Raw genomic sequence first — 25,182 nt, 5'->3', positions numbered from 1 at the left:
CTTCCGTCCCCGCGTTGGTTACGCTTGCAACCAAAAGGCTGGTCTGTGCCCGCAAGGACGGGCGCCGACGCGAATCTTGGAGATACCCGTCACGGTCGCCGACACCCCGGGAAACCAGCACGGACGCCACAGCGCGGACCAGGCCACGGACCTCGGTGCGCCGCGGTCCAGTCCCACCCCCAGAGCCTTCGGAGACTCCCATCAGTACCCATCCGAACCAGCCACAGTACGGTCCCGACGGACAGCCCGTCGGGCCGGAGGCCGGTGACGGCCAGGACCTGCTCGGATCAGCGCCCTCCCACCCTGAGGGGCAGCATCCCACATCGGGACCACAGCAGTCACACGACGCGCCCGTGCCCGGCCAGCCTCCTCTGCCACCACAGCCCTTCCCCTCCCACGCTCCCCCCAGCGGACCGCAGACTCCGCCCGGTGGGCCGCAGCCCCCGCAGTACCCCCCGGGTGGACCGGGCTTCCCCGCAGGCCCCCGGCAGGGCTTCCCCGGTGGCCAGAGCGGCCCCCAGCCGCCGCAGCACCCTCCGGGCGGCCCCGGCTTCCCCGCAGGCCAGAGCGGCCCCCAGATGCCGCCACACGCGCCCAGCGGGCCGCAGGCGCCGCAGTCTCCCCCTCCGGGAGCGCCCGGCTTCCCCGGCGCGCCGCAGGCGCCGTCGGGCGGCTTCCGTCCGGGTACGGGGCCCCAGCCCTCCGGCGGCCCCAACACGCCCCCCTTTCCGCACGGCGCCCCTCCCCACGGCCAGAACATGCCTCCCGGTGCTCCGCCGCAGGGTGTCCAGGGCCGTCCCGGTACGCCGCCCGGCCCCCAGGGCCCGGGACAGCCGCCGTACGGCGCCCCCGGCGCGCAGCCCCCGGGCATGCCCCCAGGAGCGCCCCCGGCCTCCCAGCAGGCCTACCAGGCCCCGCCCGTCGGCCCTCCGGCGGGCGGCCGTGACGAGCCCGTCTTCCCCGCGGACGCCATGGGCGCCACGCAGCACATCAACGCCGTTCCCCCGGACGCCGCGGGCGCCACGCAGCACATCAGCGCCGTCCCCGCCGCGTCCGGCCGCGGGAACGACCGTCCCATGTTCCGGGACGAGGTCCCCCACGACGCCGGTACCGACACCGCGCAGTTCGACGTCCAGTCGATGAGCGACTACGACGACTACGACGGTTACGCCGACTACGCCGACGGCGGCGGGTCCCCGCGGCCGCGGAACCGCCTCGCCCTGATGGTCGGCGGGTTCGCCCTGCTGCTGGTCGTCGCGGGCGGCGGCGCGTTCTTCCTCGCCAGCGGCGGCGGGGGCGCGAACGCCGCGGCCGTGGCGGACGAGGCCGACGACCCGGGCGTGCTCGACCCGGAGACCCTCTTCCCCGAGACCATGGACGTCGAGGGCCAGGGCACGTTCACCCGCGTGGCCGTGAACGGCACCGAGGACTGCGCCGCCGGCGCCCACGGCGACTACGGCCAGGTGCTCACCGAGAACGACTGCAGCCAACTGGTGCGCGCCTCCTACCTCAGCGAGGACGAGGGCCACGCGGTGACCATCGGCGTCGCGGCCATGCCCACCAGCGAGGAGGCGTCCGCCGCGCTGGAGGCCCAGGACCTCGTGGGCGCGCAGTGGTTCGCCGGGCTCCCCGGCGAGGAGGGCAGCCCCGCGGAGCGCCTCGGCTACTCCGGCGGCTACGGCAGCAGCGGCCAGTGGGGCCGCTACCTCCTCTTCTCCCTCTCGGCCAACAGCGACGGCACAGAGGAGAGCGGGGAGAGCGAGTCAGCCACCGAGCTGCGCACCATCAGCGAGGGCTTCCTCGAGCAGGCCCACACCCGCCTCGACGAGAACCGCGGCTGACCCGGCGAAGCGGCGTGGGGGGCACCCGGACCGGGTGCCCCCCACGCGTGCGACAGCGGTGGTCCTGCTCCCGGCGGCGCCGCCGGCCGCCGAGGGTGGCGCCGGGAGCAGGATCCTCCGGCTCCCCGGCCAGGCCGTGTCTCCTTGGGGCTCCGCCGCGCTTGTCTCGTGCCCGGACGCCGCAGGCACGGGAATCCCGTCGGCGCCCCCGCTGTGTCGTCCTTGAGGCTCCGCCGCGCCCCGCCTCGTGCCCGGACGCCGCAGGCACGAGAACCTTCGGCCCCTGCGGAACCTCCGGCAGCCCCGTCGGCGCCCTCGCTGTGTCGTCCTTGAGGCTCCGCTGCGCTTCGCCTCGTGCTCGGACGCCGCAGGCACGAGAACCTTCGGCCCCTGCGGAACCTCCGGCAGCCCCGTCGGCGCCCTCGCTGTGTCGTCCTTGAGGCTCCGCCGCGCCCCGCCTCGTGCCCGGACGCCGCAGGCACGAGAACCTTCGGCCCCTGCGGAACCTCCGGCAGCCCCGTCGGCGCCCTCGCTGTGTCGTCCTTGAGGCTCCGCTGCGCTTCGCCTCGTGCTCGGACGCCGCAGGCACGGGAACCTTCGGCCCCTGCGGTGCACCCGCTCGTACCTCACGGGCACACCTGCGCGGCCTCCAGAACCCCGTCGGCGCCCTCGCCCCCGGCGGCACAGGACCGAGTCCACCGAACAGGACCTAGTTGTACTGATCACGGAGGTTGGTAACACCCACCCCGGCTGACACACACGAAGAGGGCCTTCGGTATCGGTGTGGATTGCGAGATCTACCCGACTCACCAGAAGGCCCTCGATGCCCCACACTACCCACGCCAACGCTCGTCTGACTCCCGCAGGACGCCTCGCGTTGGCCCGCTGCGTCATCGACCAGGGGTGGCCGCTGCGGCGTGCCGCTGAACGTTTCCAGACCAGCACCACCACCGCCAAACGCTGGGCCGAGCGCTACCGCAACCTGGGCCAGGCCGGGATGGTCGATGCCTCCAGCCGCCCGGCCCGCTCACCACGGCGCACCCCACCCCGACGTGAGCGCCGCGTGATCAAGCTGCGCCACCTGCGCCGGTGGGGCCCGGCCCGTATCGGCGGCCACCTGGGCATGCACGCCTCGACCGTGCACCGGATCCTGACCCGCTACGGGTGTGCCCGCCTGGCCCACACCGATCGGGCCACCGGTCAGGTGGTGCGCCGCTACGAGCGCGAACGCCCCGGGGAGCTGGTGCACGTGGACATCAAGAAGCTCGGCAACATCCCCCACGGCGGCGGCCACAAGGCGCTGGGACGCCCCCGGGGGCGCAAGCACCGCTCCAGTGCGGGCTATGCCTACCTGCACAACGCCGTGGACGACCACACCAGGTTGGCCTACTCCGAGATCCTTCCCGATGAGAAGAAGGAGACCGCCGTCTCCTTCTGGGAGCGTGCGCACGCCTACTTCGCGTCGGTGGGGATCACGGTGGAGCGGGTACTGACCGACAACGGGTCCTGCTACCGCTCGCGTCTGTGGCGTGATCTGGTCCGTAACCAGGGCGTCAAGCACAAGCGCACCCGTCCCTACCGGCCCCAGACCAACGGCAAGGTGGAACGCTTCAACCGGACCCTGGTCCAGGAGTGGGCCTACGCACGCCCCTATGCGTCAGAGGCCAAGCGGCGGGAGGCGTTCCCGGGGTGGTTGCATCACTACAATCACCACCGGTTCCACACCGCGCTCGGTGGCCCTCCCGCCTCCCGCGTCACCAACCTCTCAGGGCAGTACACCTAGTGCCCCCGGCAGGGCAGTTCACGCACCCGGCGGGTCGTCGAGGCGCGCTCGGCCAGCTCCTCGTCGGGCGGGTAGCGCACCTCCTCCAGGCTCAGTCCGTGCGGCCCCACCACGTGGACCGACGAGTTCCGCTCACCGACGCCGAGCACCCCGCCCGGCCAGTCCACGTCCCTGCGCCCGTCCCCCACCGCCAGGAGCGCGCCCACGAGCGCGCGCACCATGTTGTGGCAGAACGCGTCCGCCTGGACCGTGCCGTGCAGCAGGTGCCCGTCCACCCGCGTCCACTCCAGGCGCAGCAGCTCCCGGATGGTCGTCGCGCCCTCGCGCTTCTTGCAGAACGCGGCGAAGTCGTGCTCGCCCAGCAGGCGCCGGGCCGCCTCGTTCATCCGGTCCACGTCCAGGGGGCTCCGGTGCCACAGCACGTCCCTTCGCGACAGCGGGTCCACCCCGTAGGGCGCGTCGCTCACCCGGTACAGGTACCGCCGGAACAGCGGTGAGAACCGGGCGTCGAACCCCGGAGGCGCCAACCGGGCCGCGTTCACCCGCACGTCCTTGGGCAGCACCCCGGCCAGGCGGCGGAGCACCCGCTCCCCCTCCTTCTCCCACGTGTCCACCGGGATGTCGGCCTGCGCCACCTGCCCGCGCGCGTGCACACCGGCGTCCGTGCGCCCCGCGCACGTCAGCGACACCCTCGGCAGCCGCAGCACCCGCTCCAGCGCCGCCTCCAGCTCCCCCTGCACCGTGCGCCGGCCCGGCTGGGCCGCCCATCCGCTGAAGTCCGTGCCGTCGTAGGCCACGTCCATCCGCACCCGCACCGTCGTCTCGTCCATGCCACCCGTCTTCCGTGTCCGGAAAAGACGAGTGCCCGACCCCCATGGGATCGGGCACTCGCCGGGCAACGCGCACGGGGACCACCCGCGCTTCGCGCCCTACTTGTCGTCAGCCGACTTCTCGCCCTCGGCCTGGGCGGTCTCGTCGGCCCCGGCGGTCTGGCCGGAGGTGGTGCCCTCGGCGGGCTGCTCGCCCGCCTCTTCGGCCACGACGGTCTCGTCGGCCTGGGCGGTCTCCTCCACCGCGGGCTCGGAAGCCGGGGTGGACGGGGCCGCGGGGGCGCTCAGCGCCTCGACCAGCTCGATGACGGCCATCGGGGCGTTGTCACCCTTGCGCGGACCGATCTTGGTGATCCTGGTGTAGCCACCGGGACGGTTCTCGAAGCGCGGGCCGATCTCGGTGAACAGCTCGTGCACGACGGCCTTGTCCGTGATCTTGGCCAGGACCTGACGGCGGGCGTGCAGGTCACCGCGCTTGCCGAGGGAGATCAGCTTCTCCGCGTACGGGCGCAGACGCTTGGCCTTGGCCTCGGTCGTGCGGATCCGGCCGTGCTGGAACAGCGAGGTGGCGAGGTTCGCCAGGATGTGCCGCTCGTGAGCGGGCCCGGAACCCAGACGGGCGCCCTTGGTAGGCGTGGGCATGGTGTCGTTCTCCTAGTGATGCGGTCCACGGCCGCACTCGGCCGGGGACCATGTGGGCGACGAAGGTCGGTTAGTACTGCTCCGTCTCGACGAAGGACTCACCCTCGTCGTCGTCGGAGCCGTAGGAGTCGGCCGCCGTGCTGGGGTCGAATCCGGGCGGGGAGTCCTTCAGGGACAGGCCCATGTCGATGAGCTTCTGCTTGACCTCGTCGATGGACTTGGCACCGAAGTTGCGGATGTCCAACAGGTCCTGCTCGGAGCGGGCAACCAGCTCACCAACGCTGTGGATGCCCTCACGCTTGAGGCAGTTGTAGGACCGGACCGTGAGGTTGAGGTCCTCGATCGGCAGGGCCAGGTCCGCCGCCAGGGCGGCGTCCGTCGGCGACGGGCCCATGTCGATGCCCTCGGCGTCGACGTTGAGCTCGCGCGCCAGGCCGAACAGCTCGACCAGGGTCTTGCCCGCGCTGGCGACCGCGTCACGGGGACGGATGGCCGGCTTGGTCTCGATGTCGACGATCAGGCGGTCGAAGTCGGTGCGCTGCTCGACACGGGTGGCCTCGACCTTGTAGGTCACACGCAGGACCGGGGAGTAGATGGAGTCGATCGGGATGCGACCGATCTCCTGTCCGGCCTGCTTGTTCTGCGTCGCCGAGACGTAGCCGCGGCCGCGCTCGACCGTGAGCTCCATCTCCAGCTTGCCCTTGCCGTTGAGCGTGGCGATGTGCAGGTCGGGGTTGTGCACCTCGACACCGGCCGGAGGAGCGATGTCCGCGGCGGTCACCACGCCGGGGCCCTGCTTGCGCAGGTACATCAGCACCGGCTCGTCGTGCTCGGAGCTGACGACCAGGCCCTTGAGGTTGAGGATCATCTCGGTGACGTCCTCCTTGACACCGGGCACGGTGGTGAACTCGTGCTCGACGCCCTCGATGCGGAGGCTGGTGACGGCCGCACCGGGGATGGAGGACAGCAGGGTACGCCGAAGCGAGTTACCGATGGTGTAGCCGAAACCCGGCTCCAGCGGCTCGATGACAAACCTCGAACGCAGGTCCGAGGCGACTTCCTCGCTGAGCGTGGGACGCTGTGCGATCAACATGGTCCGTGTCTTCCCTTCCACATGGCCGCCCGCTATTTGACGGCCACCGGACGGACACCGCGGCGGCGGTGCCCATTACTCGGATTCCTACCCCGCCCGCGCGGTCCCCATCGGGTCCGCGCGGGATCAAGCGCGGCGCGGCGCCCGCGCGGATAGGACCGCGGGCGCCGGCTGTCGGGATCAGACCCGGCGGCGCTTGGGCGGACGGCAGCCGTTGTGCGGAACCGGGGTGACGTCCTGGATGGAGCCGACCTCCAGGCCGGTCGCCTGCAGCGAGCGGATGGCGGTCTCCCGGCCCGAACCCGGGCCCTTCACGAAGACGTCCACCTTGCGGACGCCGTGCTCCTGGGCGCGGCGGGCAGCGGCCTCGGCGGCCATCTGCGCGGCGTAGGGGGTCGACTTACGCGAACCCTTGAAGCCCACCTGTCCGGAGCTGGCCCACGAGATCACGGCACCGTTCGGGTCGGTGATGCTCACGATCGTGTTGTTGAACGTGCTCTTGATGTGAGCGTGTCCGTGGACAATGTTCTTCTTTTCCTTGCGGCGCACCTTGCGCGCGGCACCCTGACGGCCCTTAGGCGGCATGAGCGAAACTCCCAGAGATCATCGGTCCGTGTCGTTCCGGACGCGGTCGCATTAGTCCAGTCCGAGCGGACTACTTCTTACCGGCCTTCTTCTTACCGGCCACGGTCTTCTTCTTGCCCTTGCGGGTGCGCGCGTTGGTCTGCGTGCGCTGACCGCGGACCGGGAGTCCACGGCGGTGGCGGATGCCCTGGTAACTACCGATCTCCATCTTGCGACGGATGTCGCCCTGCACCTCGCGGCGCAGGTCGCCCTCGACCTGGTAGTTGGCGCCGATCCAGTCGCGCAGCCGGACCAGGTCCTCCTCGGACAGCTGGTGGACGCGCGTGTCACCGTCGACGCCGGTGTTCTTCAGGGTCTCCAGCGCACGGGTGCGCCCGATCCCGAAGATATACGTGAGAGCGATCTCCACCCGCTTGTCGCGGGGAAGGTCAACACCTTCGATACGTGCCATGTGGGCGAGACTCCTTGTTGCCCTATGCGGAGGTCTGACCCGTTCCACCCTCTCGTCGCCCAATCGACGAGGCCCCGGCCTCCGACCGGGGGTACCTCCCGCGCCCTCGGCGCCGGAAGTCGGAACAGGTTTTCGTGGTTTCGTGCGTCCGGTACGGGCGGTCACGCCCACCGGGCCGCTCGCGGTACGTGAAGCCGCGACCAGCGAACCGGGGTTCTAGCCCTGGCGCTGCTTGTGACGCGGGTCCGAGCAAATGACCATGATCCGGCCGTTACGGCGAATCACGCGGCACTTCGCGCAGATCTTCTTCACGCTCGGCTTGACCTTCATGGTTACTCCGAACTCATCCCTCGCGGGCACGCGGCCCGCGACGGGCTACTTGTAGCGGTAAACGATGCGCCCGCGCGTGAGGTCGTACGGGCTCAGCTCCACGACGACGCGGTCGTCGGGGAGAATACGGATGTAGTTCATCCGCATCTTGCCGCTGATGTGGGCAAGGACCTGGTGCCCGTTGTCGAGCTCTACCTTGAACATAGCGTTGGGTAGGGACTCGACAACGGAACCCTCGATCTCGATGGCGCCGTCTTTCTTGGCCATGTCCTCCACGCCTCGCTCATCGATTGGTTGATCAGGACAACCCGACGCGACCCCAGTGGCCTCGCATGACGCGACGGCCCCGGCGACAGGGAATACCGTCGCCGACGCCAGGACACACTGGAAGTTCGGGTCAACTGCAAGAGCGTGCGTCGATGAGAAGACGCGGCACAAAAAAGGCAGACTGACCCAACAGCCCGCGTATGGGCAATGACAGTCTATCCCCTCGGGGCAAGTACTCTTGACCGCCGCGGGCAGAGCACCCTACACCGCGTGTCCCCGAAGGGGAACGCCCGTACGGGACGCGGATCCGGGAGCGGACGCCTACCCCTCGTCGGAGGACTTCTTCCGTGCGGGCAGGACCCCCATGGTCACCACACCCATCACGACCCCCCAGGGACCCATGACCCACAGGAACCAGGGATAGTCGTGGTCGGTGGTGAGGAACAGGATCAGCCAGATCACGAAGCACAGGGCGTTGACCCCGAGGTACAGCGCCCACGGCACCATCAGGGCCGGGTCACGCAGGCTGATCGGGGGCGCCACCGCGGACTCCTCCTGCCGGGACGCCGCTCCCCCGACGTCGGCGAGGTCTCGCTCGGGCAGGTCCCCCGTGACCGTGTCCAACTCCCCCACGGTCCTGGCCTTGTAGACGCGGCCGAGGCGGTCGGTGAACTCCTCGTGGTCCAGGCGCCCCTGGGCGAAGTGTTCCTGTAGCAACTGCGCGACGCGGTCGCGTTCCACGTCGGACGTCCGTATCGACGGCACCGGGTCGGACACTGCGCGCACCTCGCATCTTGACACGGAGGCGGCCCTGCCCCGCGCTCCACGCGTGGGACGAAGCCCCTACCAGGTCGGCTGGACGAACCCCATGTCGGCGATTTTATCGCGGTTGGACTCTCGCGCGGTCAGGACGAGGGGGCCGTCGGCGGTCACCGCGACCGTGTGCTCGAAGTGGGCGGCCGGCTTGCCGTCCCGCGTCACCACGGTCCAGCCGTCGTCGAGCTGGACCACGTCGTGGCGGCCCAGGGTGGTCATCGGCTCGATCGCCAGGCACATGCCCTCGACCAGCTTCAGCCCCTTGCCGCGCTTGCCGTAGTTGAGCACGTGCGGGTCCATGTGCATCTCGGTGCCGATGCCGTGGCCGCCGTAGTCCCGGACGTTGCCGTAGCCGCCGTTGCGGGAGATGTGGCCGCCGATCGCGTGGCCGATGTCGCCCAGGCTCCTGCCCGGACGCAGCTCGGCGATCCCCTGCCACATGGACTCCTCGCAGACCTCCATCATCCGCAGGTCCTCCGGGCGGCCCTCGCCGACGGCGACCGTGATCGCCGAGTCGCCGTGCCAGCCCTCCAGGATGGCCCCGCAGTCGATGGAGATGATGTCGCCCTCGGACAGCACCCGCTCCGCGCTGGGGATGCCGTGGACGACCTCCTCGTTCACCGAGGCGCAGATGGACCCGGGGAAGCCGTGGTAGCCCTTGAAGGAGGGAACGGCACCCGCGTCGCGGATGACCTTCTCCGCCACGGCGTCCAGCTCCAGGGTGGACACCCCGGGCCGCACCGCGGCCCGGAGGGTGTCCAGGGCGCGGGCCACGACCTGGCCCGCCGCCCTCATCATGGCGATCTGTTCCGGCGTCTTGATCTGCACGTCCGGTTCGCTCCTGCGGAACATCAGGACTGGGCCCCGGTCTTCTCCTCGATGGCGGCCTTGGCCCGGGCCGTCACCTCCTCCACGGGTCCCGTGGCGGCGATGGTGGCCAGCAGGCCCTCGGCCTCGTAGAACGCCACCAGCGGGGCGGTCTGCTCCCGGTAGACCTCCAGGCGGTGCCTGATGGTCTCCTCGCGGTCGTCCTCACGCTGGTACAGCTCGGCGCCCTCGTTGTCGCACCGGCCCTCCACCTTCGGAGGGTCGTACTCGACGTGGTACACCCGGCCGCACTCGGGGCACGAACGGCGGCCCGAGAGGCGCTTGACGACCTCTTCCTCGTCGACCCTCAGCTCCAGGACGACGTCCAGGCCGGTGTCCAGGTCCGCCAGCATGGTCCTGAGCGTCCCGGCCTGTGCGACGTTGCGCGGAAACCCGTCGAGCAGGAAACCCGCGGCCGCGTCGCCTCGCGCCAGCCGGTCCTTGACCATGGCGTTGGTGACCTCGTCGGGGACGAGGTCACCGCGGTCCATGTACTGCTTGGCCTTCTTGCCAAGCTCGGTGCCGCCGCTGACGTTGGCCCGGAAGATGTCGCCGGTGGACACCTTGGGAATCGACAACTCGGACGCGAGGATCTGGGCCTGGGTGCCCTTGCCGGCCCCAGGCGGCCCCACCAATACTGCTCGCATTTATCGCAGAAAACCTTCGTAGTTCCTCTGCTGGAGGTGACTCTCGATCTGCTTCACCGTGTCCAGCCCGACACCGACCATGATCAGGATGCTCGTCCCGCCGAACGGGAAGTTCGCGTTGGCGCCGGTGGCACCGAGCGCGACCATCGGCAGGAGAGCGATCACACCCAGGTACAGAGATCCGGGGGTCGTCAGCCTCGTCAACACGTAGTCGAGGTACTCGGCCGTCGGACGCCCTGGTCGGATACCCGGGATGAACCCACCGTACTTCTTCATGTTGTCGGCGACCTCAGTGGGGTTGAAGGTAATCGCCACGTAGAAGAACGCGAAGCCGATGATCATGACGAAGAACGTCGCCATGTACACGGGGTGGGTGCCGGTGAGGAAGTACGTCTGGACGAAGGTCACCACGGGGTTCGTGGAGTCCTGGCCCAGCAGGCCCACGAGCAGCTGCGGCAGGTACAGCAGCGAGGAGGCGAAGATCACGGGGATGATGCCCGCCTGGTTGACCTTCAGCGGGATGTAGGTCGAGCTGCCGCCGTACATGCGGCGGCCGACCATGCGCTTGGCGTACTGCACCGGGATACGGCGCTGGGCCTGCTCGATGAAGACCACCGCGGAGATGAGCACCAGGCCCGCGACGCAGATGATCGCGAAGACCCAGACGGACTGCTCCCTGTACAGGCTCATGATCGAGGAGGGGAACATCGCGATGACCTGGGTGAAGATCAACAGCGACATGCCGTTGCCCACGCCCCGCTCGGTGATGAGCTCACCGAACCACATGATGATGGCGGTACCGGCCGCCATCGTGAAGACGATGGTCACCAGGGTCATGATGTCCTGGTTGGGCATGTAGGAGCTGACCGGGATGGCCCCCTGGAACAGGGCGCCCGTCCTGGCCATGGCGACGATGCTGGTGGCCTGTAGGACCGCGAGCATCAGCGTCAGGTAGCGGGTGTACTGGGTGATCTTGCTCTGCCCGGACTGTCCCTCCTTCTTGAGGGACTCCAGGCGGGGGATCACCACCGTCAGCAGGTTGATGATGATGCTCGCGGTGATGTACGGCATGACCCCGAGCGCGAACACCGCAAGTTGCAGTAGCGCGCCGCCGCTGAACAGGTTCACGAGCGCGTACACGCCCGAAGTGTCCGAGGCGGTGATCGCCTCCATCTGGTCCCGGATCGCCGCGGAGTTGATACCCGGAGCGGGGATCACCGACCCCAGACGGAAGATCGTCAGGATGAACAGTGTGAACAGCAGCTTATTGCGCAGGTCGGGCGTGCGAAATGCACGAACGAACGCACCTAGCACGTCTCCTCCTGCGCGGCTTCGGCGGCGGAACGGGTTCCAGACATCGCGGCCGATCCTGAATCGTCGTAGAACGTCAGCTCCGGACTGGTCGCCCGGGGCTCGGAAGTATTCACATTACGTCAAGCGGTGAACTCAAACAGATGGCACTGTAACAGTGATCACTCGACGGTTGAGTTCGTGAGACATAACGATCACCGCTCACAACGCACAGGGGCGTCCGCCCGGCAGGCCCCTCACGGGTCTGCCGGACGAACGCCCCAAGTCGCACACGGCGGGGAAGTCCCTACAGCTCGGTGACGGAGCCACCGGCGGCGGTGATCTTCTCCTTGGCCGAGGAGGAGAACGCGTTCGCGCTCACCCGCACGGCGGAGGTGATCTCGCCAGTGCCCAGCACCTTGACGAGCTGGTTCTTGCGCACCGCGCCCTTGGCGACCAGGTCCTCGACGGTGACCTCGCCACCCTCGGGGTAGAGCTCGCTCAGCTTGTCCAGGTTGACGACCTGGTAGGTCGTCTTGAACCGGGCGTTGCTGAAGCCCTTGAGCTTGGGCACCCGGCGGATGAGGGGCATCTGCCCGCCCTCGAAGCCGGGACGCACGGTGTTACGAGCCTTCGTGCCCTTGGTGCCACGACCTGCGGTCTTACCCTTGGACGCCTCGCCACGACCCTTGCGGTTCTTGGCCTTGTTGGAGCCCGGGGCGGGACGCAGGTGGTGCAGCTTGAGCAGCTCGTCGGGGTTGTAGTCGCTCATTCGGCAACCTCCTCGACAGAGACGAGGTGCGCGACGATCGTGATCTGCCCGCGAACCTCAGGGCGGTCCTCACGGACGGTGGACTTGCCGATCCGCCCCAGCGCGAGCGACTGGAGGGCAGCGTGCTGCTTCTCCTTGCCGCCGATCTTGGAGCGGGTCTGCGTGATCTTGAGCTTGGCCATGGTCAGGTCCCTGCCTTCGCCTCAGAGCGAGCACGCAGCATGGCGGCCGGGGCGACGTCCTCGATCGGCAGGCCACGACGCGCGGCGATCTCCTCGGGCTGGTTGATGCCCTTCAGAGCCGCCACGGTGGCGCGCACGATGTTCAGCGGGTTGGACGAGCCGAGCGACTTGCTCAGCACGTCGTGGATGCCGGCGCACTCCAGCACGGCGCGCACGGGACCACCGGCGATGACACCGGTACCCGGGGCGGCCGGACGGAGCAGGACGACGCCGGCGGCGTCCTCGCCCTGGACCCGGTGCACGATCGTGCCCTGGATGCGGGGGACGCGGAAGAAGTTCTTCTTCGCCTCCTCGACACCCTTGGCGATCGCGGACGGGACCTCCTTGGCCTTGCCGTAACCGACACCGACCATGCCGTTGCCGTCGCCGACGACGACCAGGGCTGTGAAGGAGAAGCGACGGCCGCCCTTGACGACCTTCGAGACCCGGTTAATGGTCACGACCTTCTCGATGTAGGAGACACCCTTGTCTGCGGCGCCGCCGCGGCGATCGTCACGGCGATCACGCCGCTCGCCACCGGCGCCGCGCCGCGGTGCTGCAGCCATCAGTGGTTCCTCTTCTCGTGGTTGATCTTGGCCGTTACAGAGGTCATCGCTAGAACTCCAGTCCGCCCTCGCGCGCCGCGTCGGCGAGCTTGGCGATACGTCCGGCGTACTGGTTGCCACCACGGTCGAAGACGATGGTGGAGATACCAGCGGCCTTGGCCCGCTCAGCGATGAGCTGGCCGACCTTGGCTGACTTGTCGGACTTGGTGCCCTCGGTGCCACGCAGGTCGGGCTCGACGCTGGAGGCGGCGACCAAGGTGTGGCCCTTGGTGTCGTCGATGATCTGCGCGACGATGTGCTTGGAGGAGCGGAACACAGCCAGGCGGGGACGCTCAGCGGTGCCGACGACCTTCTTGCGCACGCGGAACTGGCGGCGCGTACGGGAGATGGCGCGCTTGGAGGTCCGCTTACGGTTCGCGGTGATACCCATGCCTACTTACCAGCCTTTCCGGCCTTGCGGCGGATGTGCTCACCCTGGTACCGCACGCCCTTGGCCTTGTACGGGTCAGGCTTGCGCAGACCGCGGATGTTCGCGGCGACCTGTCCCACCAGCTGCTTGTCGATGCCCTCCACGTGGAGGATCGTCGGCTTCTCCACCCGGAAGGTGACACCCTCCGGGGGCTCCACCACGACGGGGTGGCTGTAGCCCAGCGAGAACTCCAGGTTCGCGCCGCGGGCCTGGACGCGGTAACCCACACCGTGGATCTCCAGCGTCTTGGTGTAGCCCTTGGAGACGCCCTCGACCAGGTTGGCGATAAGCGCACGGGTCAGACCGTGCAGCGAGCGGTTCTCCGGCTTGTCGTCGGGACGCAGCACCGTGAGCACCCCGTCCTCCAGAGAGGCGGTGATCGGCTCGGCGATGGTGTGCTTCAGTTCGCCCTTCGGCCCCTTGACAGTGACGTCTTGCCCGTTAATCGTGACTTCGACGCCCTTGGGGACCGAGAGCGGCAGTCGACCGATTCGCGACATGCTTCAATCTCTCCCTCTACCAGACGTAGGCGAGGACTTCGCCGCCCACGCCACGCTTCTTGGCCTGCTTCTCAGTCATCAGGCCACCGGACGTCGAAATGATCGCCACACCGAGGCCACCCAGCACCCGCGGCAGGTTCTCCTTCTTCGCGTACACCCGCAGACCGGGCTTGGAGACCCGGCGGATGCCCGCGATGGAACGCTCCCGAGTGGGGCCGTACTTCAGGTCCAGGACGAGGTTCTTGCCCACAGGGGCCTCCTCGGTCCGCCAGCCCTGAATGAAGCCCTCCTGCTGGAGGATCTCGGCGATGTGCGCCTTGATCTTGGAATACGGCATGGTCACGGTGTCGTGGTAAGCCGAATTCGCGTTGCGCAGACGTGTCAGCATGTCTGCGATCGGGTCGGTCATCGTCATGGCCGACTGGCCCTTCCTCACTGCGGTTTCCGAGCGCGGGCCTTCCCGGGGCCTGCCCTTCCGCGGGTTTCATCCCGCGAAGGTGCACAAACGGACCTACAGCGTGGTCGTGGGCACCGCGGTCCTCTGGAGGACTGCCGTGCCCTGATGGTTGGATGTTGCTGGACCGTGCCGCCTGGTGCGGTCACGATCACTTCTGTGGACCACCAGGTGATGGCACTTCGGGGGGCCGACTCCGGGCTCGGTGACGAGCGCCTGGTCGGCCCCGCCGGAAACTACCAGCTCGACTTGGTGATACCGGGCAGCTCGCCCCGGTGCGCCATCTCGCGGAAGCAGATACGGCACAGGCCGAACTTCCGGAAGACGGCACGCGGGCGTCCGCACCGCGAGCATCGAGTATACGCGCGGACTGCGAACTTCGGCTTCCGCTGCGCCTTGGCAATCAGGGACTTCTTGGCCATATGTGCTTACCCCTCAGGCTTCCTTGAACGGGAAACCGAGCCGCTTGAGCAGGCTGCGGCCCTGGTCGTCGGTCGTGGCCGTGGTGACGACGGTGATGTCCATCCCACGCTGCCGGTCGACCTTGTCCGGGTCCACCTCGTGGAACATGACCTGCTCGGTGAGCCCGAAGGTGTAGTTGCCGTTCCCGTCGAACTGCTTCGGGGAAAGGCCGCGGAAGTCTCGGATCCGGGGCAGGGCCAGCGAGAGCAGCCGGTCCAGGAACTCCCACATCCGGTCGCCGCGCAGCGTGACGCTGGCGCCGATCGGCATGCCCTCGCGCAGCTTGAACTGCGCGATGGAGTTCTTGGCCCTGTTGACCCTCGGCTTCTGGCCGGTGATCGCCGACAGGTCGGCGACCGCGCCCTGGATCAGCTTCGCGTCACGAGCCGCGTCGCCCACACCCATGTTGACCACGATCTTCGTCAGACCGGGGACCTGCATGATGTTGGCGATGTCGTGCTCCTCCTTGAGGGCAGCGACGATCTCGTTACGGTACTTCTCCTTGAGCCGCGGCATCGGAGGGGCCGTGATGTCGTTGGTAACCGTCATCAGATGTCCTTACCGGTGCGACGGGAGACCCGAACCTTGGTTCCGTCTTCCTCGAAGCGGTAGCCGGCCCGGGTGGCCTTGCCGTCCTCCGCGAGCGCTACGTTGCTCACGTGGATCGGAGCCTCCTTCGTGACGACCTCACCCTGCTGGCCGCCCGCCGGATTGGCCTTCTTGTGCTTCTTGACCAGGTTGACGCCCTCGACGATGACACGGTCTTCCTTCGGCATGGCCTTGACGACCTTGCCGGTGGCACCCTTGTCCTTGCCGGCGAGGACGATGACCTCGTCGCCAGATTTGATCTTCATCGCTTAGAGCACCTCCGGCGCCAGCGAAATGATGCGCATGTACTTCTTGTCACGCAGCTCACGGCCGACAGGGCCGAAGATGCGGGTGCCTCGCGGGTCCCCACCGTCCTTGATGAGCACGGCAGCGTTCTCATCGAAGCGGATGTAGGAGCCGTCGGGCCGGCGGCGCTCCTTGGCGGTGCGCACGACAACGGCCTTGACGACGTCGCCCTTCTTGACTCCAGCGCCAGGCAGGGCGTCCTTCACCGTGGCGACGATGGTGTCGCCGATCCCGGCGTAGCGCCGACCCGAGCCACCGAGAACACGGATGGTAAGGATCTCCTTGGCACCCGTATTGTCGGCGACCTTGAGTCGCGACTCCTGCTGAATCACGTCTGCTCCTGATGTGATGCGTGCGGTCCACTGCCGCACGGCTAGGTGGTCTCACCCCTCGCGCCGGCGGCCGACAACGGGTTGTCGGCCGCCGACAGGCTGGGGTTACTTAGCCTTCTCCAGGATCTCCACGACGCGCCAACGCTTCGTCGCGGAGAGCGGCCGGGTCTCCATCAGTCGGACCCGGTCGCCGACGCCACAGGAGTTCGCCTCGTCGTGCGCCTTGTACTTGGACGTCCGGCGGATGACCTTGCCGTACCGGGCGTGCGTGATGCGGTCCTCGACCTCGACGACGACGGTCTTGTCCATCTTGTCGCTGACGACGTAGCCCTCGCGCACCTTGCGGTAGTTGCGGGTCGCGGTCTGGTTCTCACTCATTCGGCTGCTTCCTTCGACTCCTGCGCCGACTCACCAGACAGCGGGGCGATGCCCAGCTCGTGCTCCCGCATGACCGTGTAGATCCGCGCGATCTCGCGCTTGACCGTACGCAGTCGGCTGTGGTTGTCGAGCTGACCGGTGGCGGCCTGGAAGCGGAGGTTGAAGAGCTCTTCCTTGGCTTCCTTGAGCTTGGAGACCAGGTCCTCGACGGACTGGTCCCGGAGCTCATGGGCAGTCACGGACTTAGCCATCACTCCCCCTCCCGCGTAATAAACTTGCACTTCATCGGGAGCTTGTGCATCGCACGGCGCATCGCCTCCTTGGCGATGGCCTCGGGCACGCCCGACAGCTCGAACATCACGCGACCGGGCTTGACCGGCGCGACCCACCACTCGGGCGAACCCTTACCGGAGCCCATACGGACCTCGGCGGGCTTCTTGGTCAGCGGGCGGTCCGGGAAGATGTTGATCCACACCTTGCCGCCACGCTTGATGTGACGCGTCATGGCGATACGAGCGGACTCGATCTGGCGGTTCGTCACGTAGGCCGACTCCAGGGCCTGGATGCCGAACTCGCCGAAGTTGAGCGTCGTGCCACCCTTGGCCTTGCCGCGCAGATCCGGGTGGTGCTGCTTGCGGTACTTGACCTTACGAGGAATAAGCACTGTCAGCTCCCCTCGGTCTTCGCGGGCTCGGCCGGAGCCTTCGCCTCGGTGTTCTGCTGCTGTCCACCACCGGCGGCACCGCCACGACGACGGCGCTGCGGACGCTCGCGGCGCTGACCGCCGCCACCGCCGCCACCGCCGGCGGAACGCTGCGCGGCCTGGACCGCCTCGCGCTCGGCGCGGGTCGCGGGCGCGTCGCCCTTGTAGATCCACACCTTCACGCCGATGCGTCCGAACGTCGTACGGGCCTCGAAGAAGCCGTAGTCGATGTCGGCGCGCAGCGTGTGCAGCGGGACGCGACCCTCGCGGTAGAACTCCGAGCGGGACATCTCAGCCCCGCCCAGACGGCCACCGCACTGAATACGGATGCCCTTGGCACCGCTCTTCATGGCGGTCTGCATGGCCTTGCGCATCGCGCGGCGGAACGCCACGCGGCTGCTCAGCTGCTCGGCGACGCCCTGGGCGACGAGCTGGGCGTCGATCTCGGGGTTCTTCACCTCGAAGACGTTCAGCTGGACCTGCTTGCCGGTCAGCTTCTCCAGGTCCGTCCTGATGCGGTCGGCCTCCACACCGCGGCGGCCGATGACGATGCCCGGCCGGGCGGTGTAGACGTCGACACGGACGCGGTCACGGGTGCGCTCGATCTCCACCTTGGAGATACCAGCGCGCTCCATACCACGGGTCAGCATCCGACGGATCGCGACGTCTTCCTTGACGTAGTCCTTGTAGGACTTGTCGGCGTACCAACGGCTCTTGAAGTCGGTGGTGATGCCGAGGCGGAACCCGTGCGGGTTTACCTTCTGCCCCACTATCGGGTCCTTTCCTTCGTCTTGGACGAGGCGCCCGAGCGCTCAGCGACGACCACGGTGATGTGGCTCGTACGCTTGGTCACCCGGAAGGCGCGGCCGAAGCCTCGCGGACGAATGCGCTTCAGGGTCGGACCCTCGTCCACCCACGCGCCCTCGACCACCAGCGTCTCGCGGTCCAGCTTGTCGTTGTGCTCGGCGTTGGCGACGGCACTAGCCAGTACCTTGCCAACGGGCTCGCTCGCCGACTGGGGCGCGAACCGGAGCACCGCCTGTGCCTCGTCAGCGGGCAACCCGCGAATAAGGTCCACCACCCGGCGGGCCTTCCGGGGCGTAACACGGACGAACCGTGCCTGTGCCCTCGTTCCCATCGCTTTTCCCTCGCTCACGGAAATCATCCCCACTCACCGTGGAGAAATGGTTCTTGATACTGCTGCAACCGCTAACGGCGGCTACGGCGGTCTTCCTTGACGTGGCTACGGAAAGTACGCGTGGGAGCGAACTCACCGAGCTTGTGGCCGACCATCGACTCCGACACGAACACGGGGACGTGCTTGCGGCCATCGTGGACGGCGATCGTGTGACCGATCATCTCCGGAACGATCATGGACCGCCGGGACCACGTCTTGATGACGTTCTTGGTCCCCTTCTCGTTCTGCGTCTCCACCTTCTTGATCAGGTGGTCGTCGACGAAGGGACCCTTCTTAAGGCTACGTGGCATCAGACGTGCTCCTTACCGCTTCTTCTTACCGCTACGCCGACGCCGCACGATCAGCTTGTCGCTGGGCTTGTTCTTGGACCGGGTCCGGCCTTCCTTCTGACCCCAGGGGCTGACCGGGTGACGGCCGCCCGAGGTCTTGCCCTCGCCACCACCGTGCGGGTGGTCGACCGGGTTCATCACGACACCGCGGACGGTCGGGCGCTTGCCCTTCCAACGGGAGCGGCCGGCCTTGCCCCAGTTGATGTTGGACTGCTCGGCGTTGCCGACCTGGCCGACGGTCGCCCGGCAGGTGACCTCGACCATGCGCATCTCGCCGGAGGGCATACGCAGCGTGGCGTAGCGGCCCTCCTTGGCCAGGAGCTGGATCTGCGAACCAGCGGAGCGGCCCAGCTTGGCGCCGTTGCCCGGCTTCAGTTCGACCGCGTGCACGAACGTACCCGTGGGGATGTTGCGCAGCGGGAGGCAGTTGCCGGGCTTGATGTCGGACTGCGGACCGTTCTCGACCCGGTCGCCCTGCTTGAGGCCGGCGGGCGCCAGAATGTAGCGCTTCTCGCCGTCCACGTAGTGGAGCAGGGCGATACGCGCGGTGCGGTTCGGGTCGTACTCGATGTGAGCGACCTTGGCCGGAACGCCGTCCTTGTCGTGGCGGCGGAAGTCGATCACGCGGTAGGCCCGCTTGTGACCGCCACCCTGGTGGCGGGCGGTGATACGGCCGTGGCCGTTACGCCCACCCTTGGAGTGAAGCGGACGCACCAGGGACTTCTCCGGCTCCGAGCGCGTGATCTCGACGAAGTCGCTCACGCTGGAACCGCGACGACCCGGTGTCGTCGGCTTGTACTTACGAATGCCCATCTTCTTCGCGCATTCCTTTACGTATTGCTTGGTGTGTAGCGGTCAGACCCGGAGAAGGTCAGACACCGAAGATGTCGATCCGGTCGCCTTCGGCGACGCTGACGATCGCGCGCTTGGTGTCGGGACGCTTCCCGTAACCGAAGCGGGTGCGCTTGCGCTTGCCCTTGCGGTTGATCGTGTTCACGCTCGTGACCTTCACCTCGAAGATCTTCTCGATCGCGATCTTGATCTGGGTCTTGTTGGCGTCCGGGCTGACGATGAACGTGTACTTGTTCTCGTCCATGAGCCCGTAGCTCTTCTCGGAGATCACCGGCTCGACGATGATGTCCCGGTGGTCGGCGATCCTCACTGGTCGTCCTCCTCGGACTGCGCGGCCTTGGAGGCACCGGCCGCGTGGGCCAGGAACTCGGCGTAGCCCGCCTCGGTGAAGACCACGTCGTCCGAGTACAGGACGTCGTAGGTGTTCACCTGGTCCGCGTCGAGGATGTGCACCTCTTCGAGGTTGCGCAGGGCACGCCGGTTGTGCTCGTCGTCGCGGGCCAGGACCACCAGGACCTTGTCGGACTCGGTGACCTGACGCAGCGCCTTCAGAGCGTTCTGCGTGAGCTTGTTCTCCACGCCCTCGGCCACGAACTGGCTGACGACGTGGATGCGGCCGTGGCGCGCCCGGTCGGAGAGGGCACCGCGCAGGGCGGCGGCCTTCATCTTCTTCGGGGTGCGCTGGCTGTAGTCGCGCGGCTGGGGGCCGTGCACCGTGCCACCGCCGGTGTACTGAGGAGCCCGGATGGAGCCCTGACGGGCCCGGCCGGTGCCCTTCTGGCGGTAGGGCTTCTTGCCACCGCCGCGGACTTCACCGCGGGTCTTGGTGGCGTGCGTGCCCTGACGGCCGGCGGCCATCTGGCCGTTCACGACCTGGTGGATCAGCGGGATGCTGACCTGCTGGGCGAAGACGCTGTCCGGCAGCTCGACGCTGCCCTTGGCGCCGCCCTCGGGGTTCTTGACCTCGATCTCGGCCATGGCTTACTTGTCCCCCTTCACAGCGGTGCGGACGAGCACCAGACCGCCGTTGGGACCGGGGACCGCACCCTTGACCAGGATGAGCCCCTTCTCCGCGTCCACGGAGTGAACGGTCAGGTTCTGGACGGTCTTGCGCACGTTGCCCATACGACCGGCCATCCGCATGCCCTTGAACACGCGGCCGGGCGTGGCGCAGCCGCCGATGGAGCCGGGTGAGCGGTGCTTGCGCTGCGTACCGTGCGTGGCGGAGAGACCACGGAAACCGTGGCGCTTCATCACACCGGCGAAGCCCTTGCCCTTGCTCTTGCCCGTGACGTCGACCGTCTGGCCGTCCTCGAAGGCGTCCGCGGCGACCTCCTGGCCGAGCGTGTACTCGGAGGCGTCGGTGGTGCGGACCTCGACGTAGTGCCGGCGCGGGGTCAGGTCGTGCTTGCGCAGGTAGTCGCCGAGAGGCTTGCTGACCTTGCGCGGGTTGATCTGCCCGTAGCCGAGCTGGACGGCCGAGTAACCATCGGTGTCCGGAGTCCGGATGCGGCTCACGACGCACGGACCGGCCTTCAGAACCGTCACGGGCACCATGCGTCCCGCGTCGTCGAAGACCTGGGTCATGCCGAGCTTTTCGCCCAGAACTCCCTTGATCTGCTTGGTGGCCATGTCTGTGCGTCCTTAAAGCTTGATCTCGATGTCAACGCCAGCCGGGAGGTCGAGTCGCATGAGCGAGTCGACCGTCTTCGGCGTGGGGTCGATGATGTCGATCAGCCGCTTGTGGGTGCGCATCTCGAAGTGCTCGCGCGAATCCTTGTACTTGTGCGGCGATCGGATGACGCAGTAAACGTTTTTCTCCGTCGGCAGCGGCACCGGGCCCGCGACCTGTGCGCCGGTTCGCGTCACAGTTTCGACGATCTTGCGCGCCGAGCTGTCGATGACCTCGTGGTCATAGGCCTTTAGCCGAATGCGGATCTTCTGTCCCGCCATATGGCCTGTTCGTCCTTCGCTTCAGTGTCTGCAACGGTGAACTGTCCGGTCACAGACGCCCAGGCCCGGCAGAGTCCGCCGTGTAGCCGTGAGCCTCTATTTCCTTGAGAAACCGCAACAGGGATTGCCCCTGCGGTGCGTCACCGCTACAGAGCCCGATGACGTCTTGTCGTGTGGCGGGGCGGGCCGCCAATGGGGGGCGGCCCGCCCGCCACGCCCGGGACGGCTCCGTGTGGAGTCGCCGCCCGGCGTGTGTGTACTACTTGGTGATCTTCGTGACGCGACCGGCGCCCACGGTCCGGCCACCCTCGCGGATGGCGAACTTCAGGCCCTCTTCCATCGCGACCGGCTGGATCAGCTGGACGGACATCTCGGTGTTGTCACCGGGCATGACCATCTCAGTGCCCTCCGGCAGCGTCACGACGCCGGTGACGTCCGTGGTGCGGAAGTAGAACTGCGGGCGGTAGTTGTTGAAGAACGGCGTGTGGCGGCCACCCTCGTCCTTGGACAGGATGACGACCTGGGCCTCGAACTCGGTGTGCGGGGTGGTCGTGCCGGGCTTGATGATGACCTGGCCGCGCTCGACGTCCTCGCGCTTGGTGCCGCGCAGGAGGAGACCGACGTTGTCGCCGGCCTGGCCCTGGTCGAGCAGCTTGCGGAACATCTCGACACCGGTGACCGTGGTGGTCTGCTTGTCTTCCTTGATGCCGACGATGTCAACGGTCTCGTTGACGTTGATGACACCGCGCTCGATGCGACCGGTGACGACGGTGCCGCGACCGGTGATCGAGAAGACGTCCTCGATCGGCATCAGGAAGGGCTTGTCGGTGTCGCGCTCGGGTTCGGGAATGAAGCTGTCCACGGTGCCCATGAGCTGCAGGATGGCGTCAGCCCACTCCTGCTCGCCCTCGAGCGCCTTCAGGGCCGAGACCTTGGTGACGGGAACGTCGTCGCCGGGGAACTCGTACTCGCTGAGGAGCTCACGGACCTCGAGCTCGACGAGCTCGAAGATCTCCTCGTCGTCGACCATGTCGGCCTTGTTCAGGGCGACGACGATCGCGGGGACACCGACCTGGCGGGCCAGGAGCACGTGCTCCTTGGTCTGCGGCATCGGGCCGTCGGTGGCGGCCACGACCAGGATCGCACCGTCCATCTGCGCCGCACCGGTGATCATGTTCTTCACGTAGTCGGCGTGGCCGGGGCAGTCGACGTGAGCGTAGTGACGCTCCTCCGTCTGGTACTCGACGTGAGCGACGGAGATGGTGATGCCGCGCTCGCGCTCCTCAGGAGCGTTGTCGATGTCCTCGAACGGGGTGAACGGGTTCAGCTTCGGGTACGCGTCGTGCAGCACCTTGGTGATGGCTGCGGTCAGCGTGGTCTTGCCGTGGTCAATGTGACCGATGGTGCCGATGTTGACGTGCGGCTTAGTCCGCTCGAACTTTTCCTTCGCCACTGGAAGTCTCCTAGACGTACAGAGCTATCTGGTCCATCCCCGGCGCGTGGCCGGGAATCGGATTGGTTACGTGTCCGCGATTACTCGCCGCGGACCTTCGCCACAATTTCTTGGGCGACAGCGGACGGAACCTCCGCGTAGGAGTCGAACACCATCGAGTAGTTGGCTCGACCCTGCGTACGGCTGCGCAGGTCACCCACGTAGCCGAACATTTCCGAGAGGGGCACCTGGGCCTTGACGATACGGACGCCGGAACGCTCGTCCATGGACTGGATCTGTCCACGGCGGGAGTTCAGGTCTCCGATGACGTCACCCATGTACTCCTCGGGAGTGGTGACCTCGACGGCCATGACCGGCTCCAGGAGAGTCGGCTTGGCCAGCTTGACGGCCTCCTTGAAGGCCATCGAACCCGCGGTCTTGAACGCCATCTCCGAGGAGTCGACCTCGTGGTACTGGCCGTCCTGCAGCGTCACCTTGATGCCGACGAGCGGGTAGTGCGCGAGCACGCCCAGCTCAGCGGCCTCCTGGCAACCGGTGTCCACCGACGGGATGTACTCCCGGGGGATGCGGCCACCGGTGACGGCGTTGACGAACTCGTAGCCCGAGGCGTCGCCGTCCTCGCCCGTGAGGGGCTCAAGGTCGATCTTGACCTTGGCGAACTGGCCCGATCCACCGGTCTGCTTCTTGTGGACGTAGGTGTGCCCCTCGACCTTCTTGCGAATGGTCTCGCGGTAGGCCACCTGGGGCTTGCCGATGTTCGCCTCGACCTTGAAGTCGTCGCGCATGCGGTTGACGAGGACCTCGAGGTGCAGCTCGCCCATACCGGAGATCACGGTCTGGCCGGTCTGCTCGTCCGTGGCGACCTGGAACGAGGGGTCCTCGTCCGCGAGACGCTGGATCGCGATGCCCAGCTTCTCCTGGTCGCTCTTGGTCTTGGGCTCGATGGCCACCTCGATGACCGGAGCCGGGAAGGTCATGGACTCCAGGACGACCGGGCTCGCCGGGTCGCACAGGGTCTCACCAGTCGTGGTGTCCTTAAGACCCATGACGGCGATGATGTCGCCCGCGCCGACCTCGGCGATCTCCTCACGCTTGTTGGAGTGCATGCGGTAGATCTTGCCGATGCGCTCCTTGCGGCCCTTGAGGCTGTTCAGCACCTGGGTGCCGGCCTTCATGACGCCCGAGTAGATGCGCACGTAGGTGAGCTTGCCCAGGTGCGGGTCGCTCATGATCTTGAAGACCAGGCCGGAGAACGGCTCGTCGTTGCTCGGCTTGCGGACGAGCTTGGTCTGCTCCGTCTCGTCCTTGGGGTCGTAGCCCTCGACGGACTCGACGTCCAGGGGCGAGGGGAGGTAGGCGATGACCGCGTCGAGCAGGGGCTGCACGCCCTTGTTCTTGAACGCGGTGCCGCACAGGACCGGGACGGCCGTACCGGCGATGGTCGCGCGACGGATCGCGGGAACGAGCTGCTCCGTGGTGGGCTCCTGGCCCTCCAGGTACAGCTCCATGATCTCGTCGTCGGCCTCGGCCAGCGTCTCGATGAACTGTTCGCGCGCCTCGCGGGCCGCGTCGACGTGGCTCTCGGGAATGTCGACGGTGTCGTACATCTCCCCGAGCGCGGCCTCCGCGTTCCAGACGTAGGCCTTCATGAGCACCAGGTCGATGACGCCCTTGAAGTCGCTCTCAGCACCGATGTTGAGCTGGATCGGCATGGCGTTCGCGCCGAGGCGCTCACGGAACATGTCGACACAGCGCTGGAACTCGGCGCCGATCTTGTCCATCTTGTTGACGAAGCAGATACGCGGAACGCCGTAGCGGTCAGCCTGGCGCCAGACCTGCTCCGACTGGGGCTCGACACCTTCCTTGGCGTCGAAGACCGCGACGGCACCGTCGAGAACACGCAGCGAACGCTCGACCTCGACCGTGAAGTCCACGTGGCCGGGCGTGTCGATGATGTTGATGGTGTGGTCGTCCCAGTGGGTGGTGGTAGCAGCCGAGGTAATGGTGATACCCCGCTCCTGCTCCTCCTTCATCCAGTCCATCGTGGCGGCGCCGTCGTGGACCTCACCCACCTTGTGGGTGACACCGGTGTAGTAGAGGATCCGCTCAGTCGTCGTGGTCTTACCCGCGTCGATGTGAGCCATGATCCCGATGTTGCGGACCTTGGCCAGGTCTAGAACAGTCTTAGCAGCCATGAGGCTCGT

The 25,182-nt window shown here is 67.5% G+C and carries 36 protein-coding genes; 2 read left to right on the top strand and 34 right to left on the bottom strand.

Annotated elements, in window-relative coordinates; all coding sequences use genetic code 11:
* Positions 1–869 precede the first annotated feature (869 nt).
* Entirely contained in the window at positions 870–1,841 is a 972-nt protein-coding gene (locus tag NOSIN_RS25675; RefSeq protein ID WP_077693187.1) for a hypothetical protein, read from the top strand.
* An 823-nt stretch (positions 1,842–2,664) separates the two neighbouring features.
* Positions 2,665–3,624, top strand: a complete 960-nt coding sequence (locus NOSIN_RS25670; RefSeq protein WP_077691199.1) for an IS481 family transposase — start codon at positions 2,665–2,667, stop codon at positions 3,622–3,624.
* On the opposite strand, the gene truA is transcribed toward NOSIN_RS25670, so the two are convergent.
* The 34 genes from truA to fusA form a co-directional block, all read right to left on the bottom strand.
* The gene (truA, locus tag NOSIN_RS25665) at positions 3,621–4,454 is read right to left on the bottom strand and encodes a tRNA pseudouridine(38-40) synthase TruA (RefSeq protein ID WP_143833005.1); all 834 of its coding nucleotides are present in this window, start codon (positions 4,452–4,454) and stop codon (positions 3,621–3,623) included. The genes NOSIN_RS25670 and truA overlap by 4 nt on opposite strands.
* A 99-nt stretch (positions 4,455–4,553) precedes the next feature.
* The gene (gene rplQ, locus NOSIN_RS25660; RefSeq protein WP_077693186.1) at positions 4,554–5,096 is read right to left on the bottom strand and encodes a 50S ribosomal protein L17; all 543 of its coding nucleotides are present in this window, start codon (positions 5,094–5,096) and stop codon (positions 4,554–4,556) included.
* Positions 5,097–5,166: 70 nt separating this feature from the next.
* Positions 5,167–6,189 carry a DNA-directed RNA polymerase subunit alpha gene (locus tag NOSIN_RS25655; RefSeq protein WP_077693185.1) on the bottom strand — a complete coding sequence of 341 codons (1,023 nt, stop codon included), beginning with the start codon at positions 6,187–6,189 and terminating at the stop codon, positions 5,167–5,169.
* A 180-nt stretch (positions 6,190–6,369) separates the two neighbouring features.
* On the bottom strand, positions 6,370–6,774 hold the full coding sequence (gene rpsK, locus NOSIN_RS25650) for a 30S ribosomal protein S11 (RefSeq protein ID WP_077693184.1): 405 nt from the start codon (positions 6,772–6,774) through the stop codon (positions 6,370–6,372).
* 70 nt (positions 6,775–6,844) lie between these two features.
* On the bottom strand, positions 6,845–7,225 hold the full coding sequence (rpsM, locus tag NOSIN_RS25645; RefSeq protein ID WP_077693183.1) for a 30S ribosomal protein S13: 381 nt from the start codon (positions 7,223–7,225) through the stop codon (positions 6,845–6,847).
* Positions 7,226–7,441: 216 nt separating this feature from the next.
* Positions 7,442–7,555: a 50S ribosomal protein L36 gene (gene rpmJ, locus NOSIN_RS25640; RefSeq protein WP_013156136.1), complete on the bottom strand. Its 114-nt coding sequence runs from the start codon at positions 7,553–7,555 to the stop codon at positions 7,442–7,444.
* A gap of 45 nt (positions 7,556–7,600) precedes the next feature.
* On the bottom strand, positions 7,601–7,822 hold the full coding sequence (gene infA / locus NOSIN_RS25635; protein WP_013156135.1) for a translation initiation factor IF-1: 222 nt from the start codon (positions 7,820–7,822) through the stop codon (positions 7,601–7,603).
* 321 nt (positions 7,823–8,143) lie between these two features.
* Positions 8,144–8,599: a DUF1707 SHOCT-like domain-containing protein gene (locus NOSIN_RS25630; protein WP_077693182.1), complete on the bottom strand. Its 456-nt coding sequence runs from the start codon at positions 8,597–8,599 to the stop codon at positions 8,144–8,146.
* A 66-nt stretch (positions 8,600–8,665) separates the two neighbouring features.
* Positions 8,666–9,490, bottom strand: coding sequence for a type I methionyl aminopeptidase (map, locus tag NOSIN_RS25625; RefSeq protein WP_077693181.1), 825 nt, complete (start codon positions 9,488–9,490; stop codon positions 8,666–8,668).
* Complete coding sequence (locus tag NOSIN_RS25620) at positions 9,490–10,152, bottom strand: adenylate kinase (protein ID WP_171986638.1); 663 nt, start codon at positions 10,150–10,152, stop codon at positions 9,490–9,492. The genes map and NOSIN_RS25620 overlap by 1 nt, the downstream gene beginning before the upstream one ends.
* Positions 10,153–11,466 (bottom strand): preprotein translocase subunit SecY, encoded by a 1,314-nt coding sequence (gene secY, locus NOSIN_RS25615; RefSeq protein ID WP_077693179.1) that lies wholly within the window; start codon positions 11,464–11,466, stop codon positions 10,153–10,155.
* A gap of 283 nt (positions 11,467–11,749) precedes the next feature.
* On the bottom strand, positions 11,750–12,214 hold the full coding sequence (rplO, locus tag NOSIN_RS25610; protein WP_077693178.1) for a 50S ribosomal protein L15: 465 nt from the start codon (positions 12,212–12,214) through the stop codon (positions 11,750–11,752).
* Entirely contained in the window at positions 12,211–12,396 is a 186-nt protein-coding gene (rpmD, locus tag NOSIN_RS25605) for a 50S ribosomal protein L30 (protein WP_077693177.1), read from the bottom strand. The genes rplO and rpmD overlap by 4 nt, the downstream gene beginning before the upstream one ends.
* Positions 12,397–12,398: 2 nt before the next feature.
* Positions 12,399–13,001 carry a 30S ribosomal protein S5 gene (rpsE, locus tag NOSIN_RS25600; protein ID WP_077693176.1) on the bottom strand — a complete coding sequence of 201 codons (603 nt, stop codon included), beginning with the start codon at positions 12,999–13,001 and terminating at the stop codon, positions 12,399–12,401.
* A gap of 49 nt (positions 13,002–13,050) precedes the next feature.
* Positions 13,051–13,431: a 50S ribosomal protein L18 gene (gene rplR / locus NOSIN_RS25595; RefSeq protein WP_077693175.1), complete on the bottom strand. Its 381-nt coding sequence runs from the start codon at positions 13,429–13,431 to the stop codon at positions 13,051–13,053.
* Positions 13,432–13,433: 2 nt separating this feature from the next.
* On the bottom strand, positions 13,434–13,970 hold the full coding sequence (gene rplF / locus NOSIN_RS25590) for a 50S ribosomal protein L6 (protein ID WP_077693174.1): 537 nt from the start codon (positions 13,968–13,970) through the stop codon (positions 13,434–13,436).
* A 16-nt stretch (positions 13,971–13,986) separates the two neighbouring features.
* The gene (gene rpsH, locus NOSIN_RS25585) at positions 13,987–14,385 is read right to left on the bottom strand and encodes a 30S ribosomal protein S8 (protein ID WP_077693775.1); all 399 of its coding nucleotides are present in this window, start codon (positions 14,383–14,385) and stop codon (positions 13,987–13,989) included.
* Between the two features lie 275 nt (positions 14,386–14,660).
* Positions 14,661–14,846 (bottom strand): type Z 30S ribosomal protein S14, encoded by a 186-nt coding sequence (locus tag NOSIN_RS25580; RefSeq protein WP_077693173.1) that lies wholly within the window; start codon positions 14,844–14,846, stop codon positions 14,661–14,663.
* Between the two features lie 13 nt (positions 14,847–14,859).
* The gene (gene rplE / locus NOSIN_RS25575; protein ID WP_077693172.1) at positions 14,860–15,435 is read right to left on the bottom strand and encodes a 50S ribosomal protein L5; all 576 of its coding nucleotides are present in this window, start codon (positions 15,433–15,435) and stop codon (positions 14,860–14,862) included.
* The gene (gene rplX, locus NOSIN_RS25570; protein WP_077693171.1) at positions 15,435–15,740 is read right to left on the bottom strand and encodes a 50S ribosomal protein L24; all 306 of its coding nucleotides are present in this window, start codon (positions 15,738–15,740) and stop codon (positions 15,435–15,437) included. The genes rplE and rplX overlap by 1 nt, the downstream gene beginning before the upstream one ends.
* Positions 15,741–15,743: 3 nt before the next feature.
* Entirely contained in the window at positions 15,744–16,112 is a 369-nt protein-coding gene (rplN, locus tag NOSIN_RS25565; protein WP_017573367.1) for a 50S ribosomal protein L14, read from the bottom strand.
* A 105-nt stretch (positions 16,113–16,217) separates the two neighbouring features.
* A complete protein-coding gene (gene rpsQ, locus NOSIN_RS25560; RefSeq protein WP_077693170.1) occupies positions 16,218–16,490 on the bottom strand; it encodes a 30S ribosomal protein S17 in 273 nt (90 codons plus the stop codon).
* Entirely contained in the window at positions 16,487–16,741 is a 255-nt protein-coding gene (gene rpmC, locus NOSIN_RS25555) for a 50S ribosomal protein L29 (RefSeq protein ID WP_077693774.1), read from the bottom strand. Before rpmC ends, rpsQ begins: the two co-directional genes overlap by 4 nt.
* A complete protein-coding gene (gene rplP, locus NOSIN_RS25550; protein WP_077693169.1) occupies positions 16,741–17,154 on the bottom strand; it encodes a 50S ribosomal protein L16 in 414 nt (137 codons plus the stop codon). Before rplP ends, rpmC begins: the two co-directional genes overlap by 1 nt.
* Positions 17,155–17,156: 2 nt before the next feature.
* A complete protein-coding gene (gene rpsC, locus NOSIN_RS25545) occupies positions 17,157–17,963 on the bottom strand; it encodes a 30S ribosomal protein S3 (RefSeq protein WP_077693168.1) in 807 nt (268 codons plus the stop codon).
* The gene (gene rplV / locus NOSIN_RS25540) at positions 17,963–18,331 is read right to left on the bottom strand and encodes a 50S ribosomal protein L22 (protein ID WP_077693167.1); all 369 of its coding nucleotides are present in this window, start codon (positions 18,329–18,331) and stop codon (positions 17,963–17,965) included. The genes rpsC and rplV overlap by 1 nt, the downstream gene beginning before the upstream one ends.
* A 71-nt stretch (positions 18,332–18,402) precedes the next feature.
* Positions 18,403–18,681: a 30S ribosomal protein S19 gene (gene rpsS, locus NOSIN_RS25535; protein WP_073700518.1), complete on the bottom strand. Its 279-nt coding sequence runs from the start codon at positions 18,679–18,681 to the stop codon at positions 18,403–18,405.
* Between the two features lie 12 nt (positions 18,682–18,693).
* Complete coding sequence (rplB, locus tag NOSIN_RS25530) at positions 18,694–19,533, bottom strand: 50S ribosomal protein L2 (RefSeq protein WP_077693166.1); 840 nt, start codon at positions 19,531–19,533, stop codon at positions 18,694–18,696.
* Between the two features lie 58 nt (positions 19,534–19,591).
* The gene (rplW, locus tag NOSIN_RS25525) at positions 19,592–19,882 is read right to left on the bottom strand and encodes a 50S ribosomal protein L23 (protein ID WP_077693165.1); all 291 of its coding nucleotides are present in this window, start codon (positions 19,880–19,882) and stop codon (positions 19,592–19,594) included.
* Positions 19,879–20,550: a 50S ribosomal protein L4 gene (gene rplD, locus NOSIN_RS25520; protein WP_077693164.1), complete on the bottom strand. Its 672-nt coding sequence runs from the start codon at positions 20,548–20,550 to the stop codon at positions 19,879–19,881. Before rplD ends, rplW begins: the two co-directional genes overlap by 4 nt.
* A 3-nt stretch (positions 20,551–20,553) precedes the next feature.
* Positions 20,554–21,204: a 50S ribosomal protein L3 gene (rplC, locus tag NOSIN_RS25515; RefSeq protein ID WP_077693163.1), complete on the bottom strand. Its 651-nt coding sequence runs from the start codon at positions 21,202–21,204 to the stop codon at positions 20,554–20,556.
* Positions 21,205–21,216: 12 nt separating this feature from the next.
* Positions 21,217–21,525 (bottom strand): 30S ribosomal protein S10, encoded by a 309-nt coding sequence (rpsJ, locus tag NOSIN_RS25510; protein WP_013156110.1) that lies wholly within the window; start codon positions 21,523–21,525, stop codon positions 21,217–21,219.
* Between the two features lie 259 nt (positions 21,526–21,784).
* The gene (gene tuf / locus NOSIN_RS25505) at positions 21,785–22,978 is read right to left on the bottom strand and encodes an elongation factor Tu (RefSeq protein ID WP_077693162.1); all 1,194 of its coding nucleotides are present in this window, start codon (positions 22,976–22,978) and stop codon (positions 21,785–21,787) included.
* A gap of 80 nt (positions 22,979–23,058) precedes the next feature.
* Entirely contained in the window at positions 23,059–25,173 is a 2,115-nt protein-coding gene (gene fusA, locus NOSIN_RS25500) for an elongation factor G (protein ID WP_077693161.1), read from the bottom strand.
* Between the last annotated feature and the right edge of the window lie 9 nt (positions 25,174–25,182).

This window comes from Nocardiopsis sinuspersici, from assembly GCF_001998325.1.
Taxonomy (GTDB): Bacteria; Actinomycetota; Actinomycetes; order Streptosporangiales; family Streptosporangiaceae; genus Nocardiopsis; species Nocardiopsis sinuspersici.
The sequence above is the reverse complement of the archived record's forward strand: the minus strand, read 5'-3'. Positions and strand labels throughout refer to the sequence as shown.

What these genes read in the sequence shown, in the direction of transcription:
- NOSIN_RS25675 (WP_077693187.1), top strand. Translation starts at nt 870, where the DNA reads ATGCCCCCAGGAGCGCCCCCGGCCTCCCAGCAGGCCTACCAGGCCCCG.
- NOSIN_RS25670 (WP_077691199.1), top strand. Translation starts at nt 2,665, where the DNA reads ATGCCCCACACTACCCACGCCAACGCTCGTCTGACTCCCGCAGGACGC.
- truA (WP_143833005.1), bottom strand. Translation starts at nt 4,454, where the DNA reads ATGGACGAGACGACGGTGCGGGTGCGGATGGACGTGGCCTACGACGGC.
- rplQ (WP_077693186.1), bottom strand. Translation starts at nt 5,096, where the DNA reads ATGCCCACGCCTACCAAGGGCGCCCGTCTGGGTTCCGGGCCCGCTCAC.
- NOSIN_RS25655 (WP_077693185.1), bottom strand. Translation starts at nt 6,189, where the DNA reads ATGTTGATCGCACAGCGTCCCACGCTCAGCGAGGAAGTCGCCTCGGAC.
- rpsK (WP_077693184.1), bottom strand. Translation starts at nt 6,774, where the DNA reads ATGCCGCCTAAGGGCCGTCAGGGTGCCGCGCGCAAGGTGCGCCGCAAG.
- rpsM (WP_077693183.1), bottom strand. Translation starts at nt 7,225, where the DNA reads ATGGCACGTATCGAAGGTGTTGACCTTCCCCGCGACAAGCGGGTGGAG.
- rpmJ (WP_013156136.1), bottom strand. Translation starts at nt 7,555, where the DNA reads ATGAAGGTCAAGCCGAGCGTGAAGAAGATCTGCGCGAAGTGCCGCGTG.
- infA (WP_013156135.1), bottom strand. Translation starts at nt 7,822, where the DNA reads ATGGCCAAGAAAGACGGCGCCATCGAGATCGAGGGTTCCGTTGTCGAG.
- map (WP_077693181.1), bottom strand. Translation starts at nt 9,490, where the DNA reads ATGTTCCGCAGGAGCGAACCGGACGTGCAGATCAAGACGCCGGAACAG.
- NOSIN_RS25620 (WP_171986638.1), bottom strand. Translation starts at nt 10,152, where the DNA reads ATGCGAGCAGTATTGGTGGGGCCGCCTGGGGCCGGCAAGGGCACCCAG.
- rplO (WP_077693178.1), bottom strand. Translation starts at nt 12,214, where the DNA reads ATGAGCGACTACAACCCCGACGAGCTGCTCAAGCTGCACCACCTGCGT.
- rpmD (WP_077693177.1), bottom strand. Translation starts at nt 12,396, where the DNA reads ATGGCCAAGCTCAAGATCACGCAGACCCGCTCCAAGATCGGCGGCAAG.
- rpsE (WP_077693176.1), bottom strand. Translation starts at nt 13,001, where the DNA reads ATGGCTGCAGCACCGCGGCGCGGCGCCGGTGGCGAGCGGCGTGATCGC.
- rplR (WP_077693175.1), bottom strand. Translation starts at nt 13,431, where the DNA reads ATGGGTATCACCGCGAACCGTAAGCGGACCTCCAAGCGCGCCATCTCC.
- rplF (WP_077693174.1), bottom strand. Translation starts at nt 13,970, where the DNA reads ATGTCGCGAATCGGTCGACTGCCGCTCTCGGTCCCCAAGGGCGTCGAA.
- rpsH (WP_077693775.1), bottom strand. Translation starts at nt 14,385, where the DNA reads ATGACGATGACCGACCCGATCGCAGACATGCTGACACGTCTGCGCAAC.
- NOSIN_RS25580 (WP_077693173.1), bottom strand. Translation starts at nt 14,846, where the DNA reads ATGGCCAAGAAGTCCCTGATTGCCAAGGCGCAGCGGAAGCCGAAGTTC.
- rplE (WP_077693172.1), bottom strand. Translation starts at nt 15,435, where the DNA reads ATGACGGTTACCAACGACATCACGGCCCCTCCGATGCCGCGGCTCAAG.
- rplX (WP_077693171.1), bottom strand. Translation starts at nt 15,740, where the DNA reads ATGAAGATCAAATCTGGCGACGAGGTCATCGTCCTCGCCGGCAAGGAC.
- rpsQ (WP_077693170.1), bottom strand. Translation starts at nt 16,490, where the DNA reads ATGAGTGAGAACCAGACCGCGACCCGCAACTACCGCAAGGTGCGCGAG.
- rpmC (WP_077693774.1), bottom strand. Translation starts at nt 16,741, where the DNA reads ATGGCTAAGTCCGTGACTGCCCATGAGCTCCGGGACCAGTCCGTCGAG.
- rplV (WP_077693167.1), bottom strand. Translation starts at nt 18,331, where the DNA reads ATGGGAACGAGGGCACAGGCACGGTTCGTCCGTGTTACGCCCCGGAAG.
- rpsS (WP_073700518.1), bottom strand. Translation starts at nt 18,681, where the DNA reads ATGCCACGTAGCCTTAAGAAGGGTCCCTTCGTCGACGACCACCTGATC.
- rplB (WP_077693166.1), bottom strand. Translation starts at nt 19,533, where the DNA reads ATGGGCATTCGTAAGTACAAGCCGACGACACCGGGTCGTCGCGGTTCC.
- rplD (WP_077693164.1), bottom strand. Translation starts at nt 20,550, where the DNA reads ATGGCCGAGATCGAGGTCAAGAACCCCGAGGGCGGCGCCAAGGGCAGC.
- rplC (WP_077693163.1), bottom strand. Translation starts at nt 21,204, where the DNA reads ATGGCCACCAAGCAGATCAAGGGAGTTCTGGGCGAAAAGCTCGGCATG.
- rpsJ (WP_013156110.1), bottom strand. Translation starts at nt 21,525, where the DNA reads ATGGCGGGACAGAAGATCCGCATTCGGCTAAAGGCCTATGACCACGAG.
- fusA (WP_077693161.1), bottom strand. Translation starts at nt 25,173, where the DNA reads ATGGCTGCTAAGACTGTTCTAGACCTGGCCAAGGTCCGCAACATCGGG.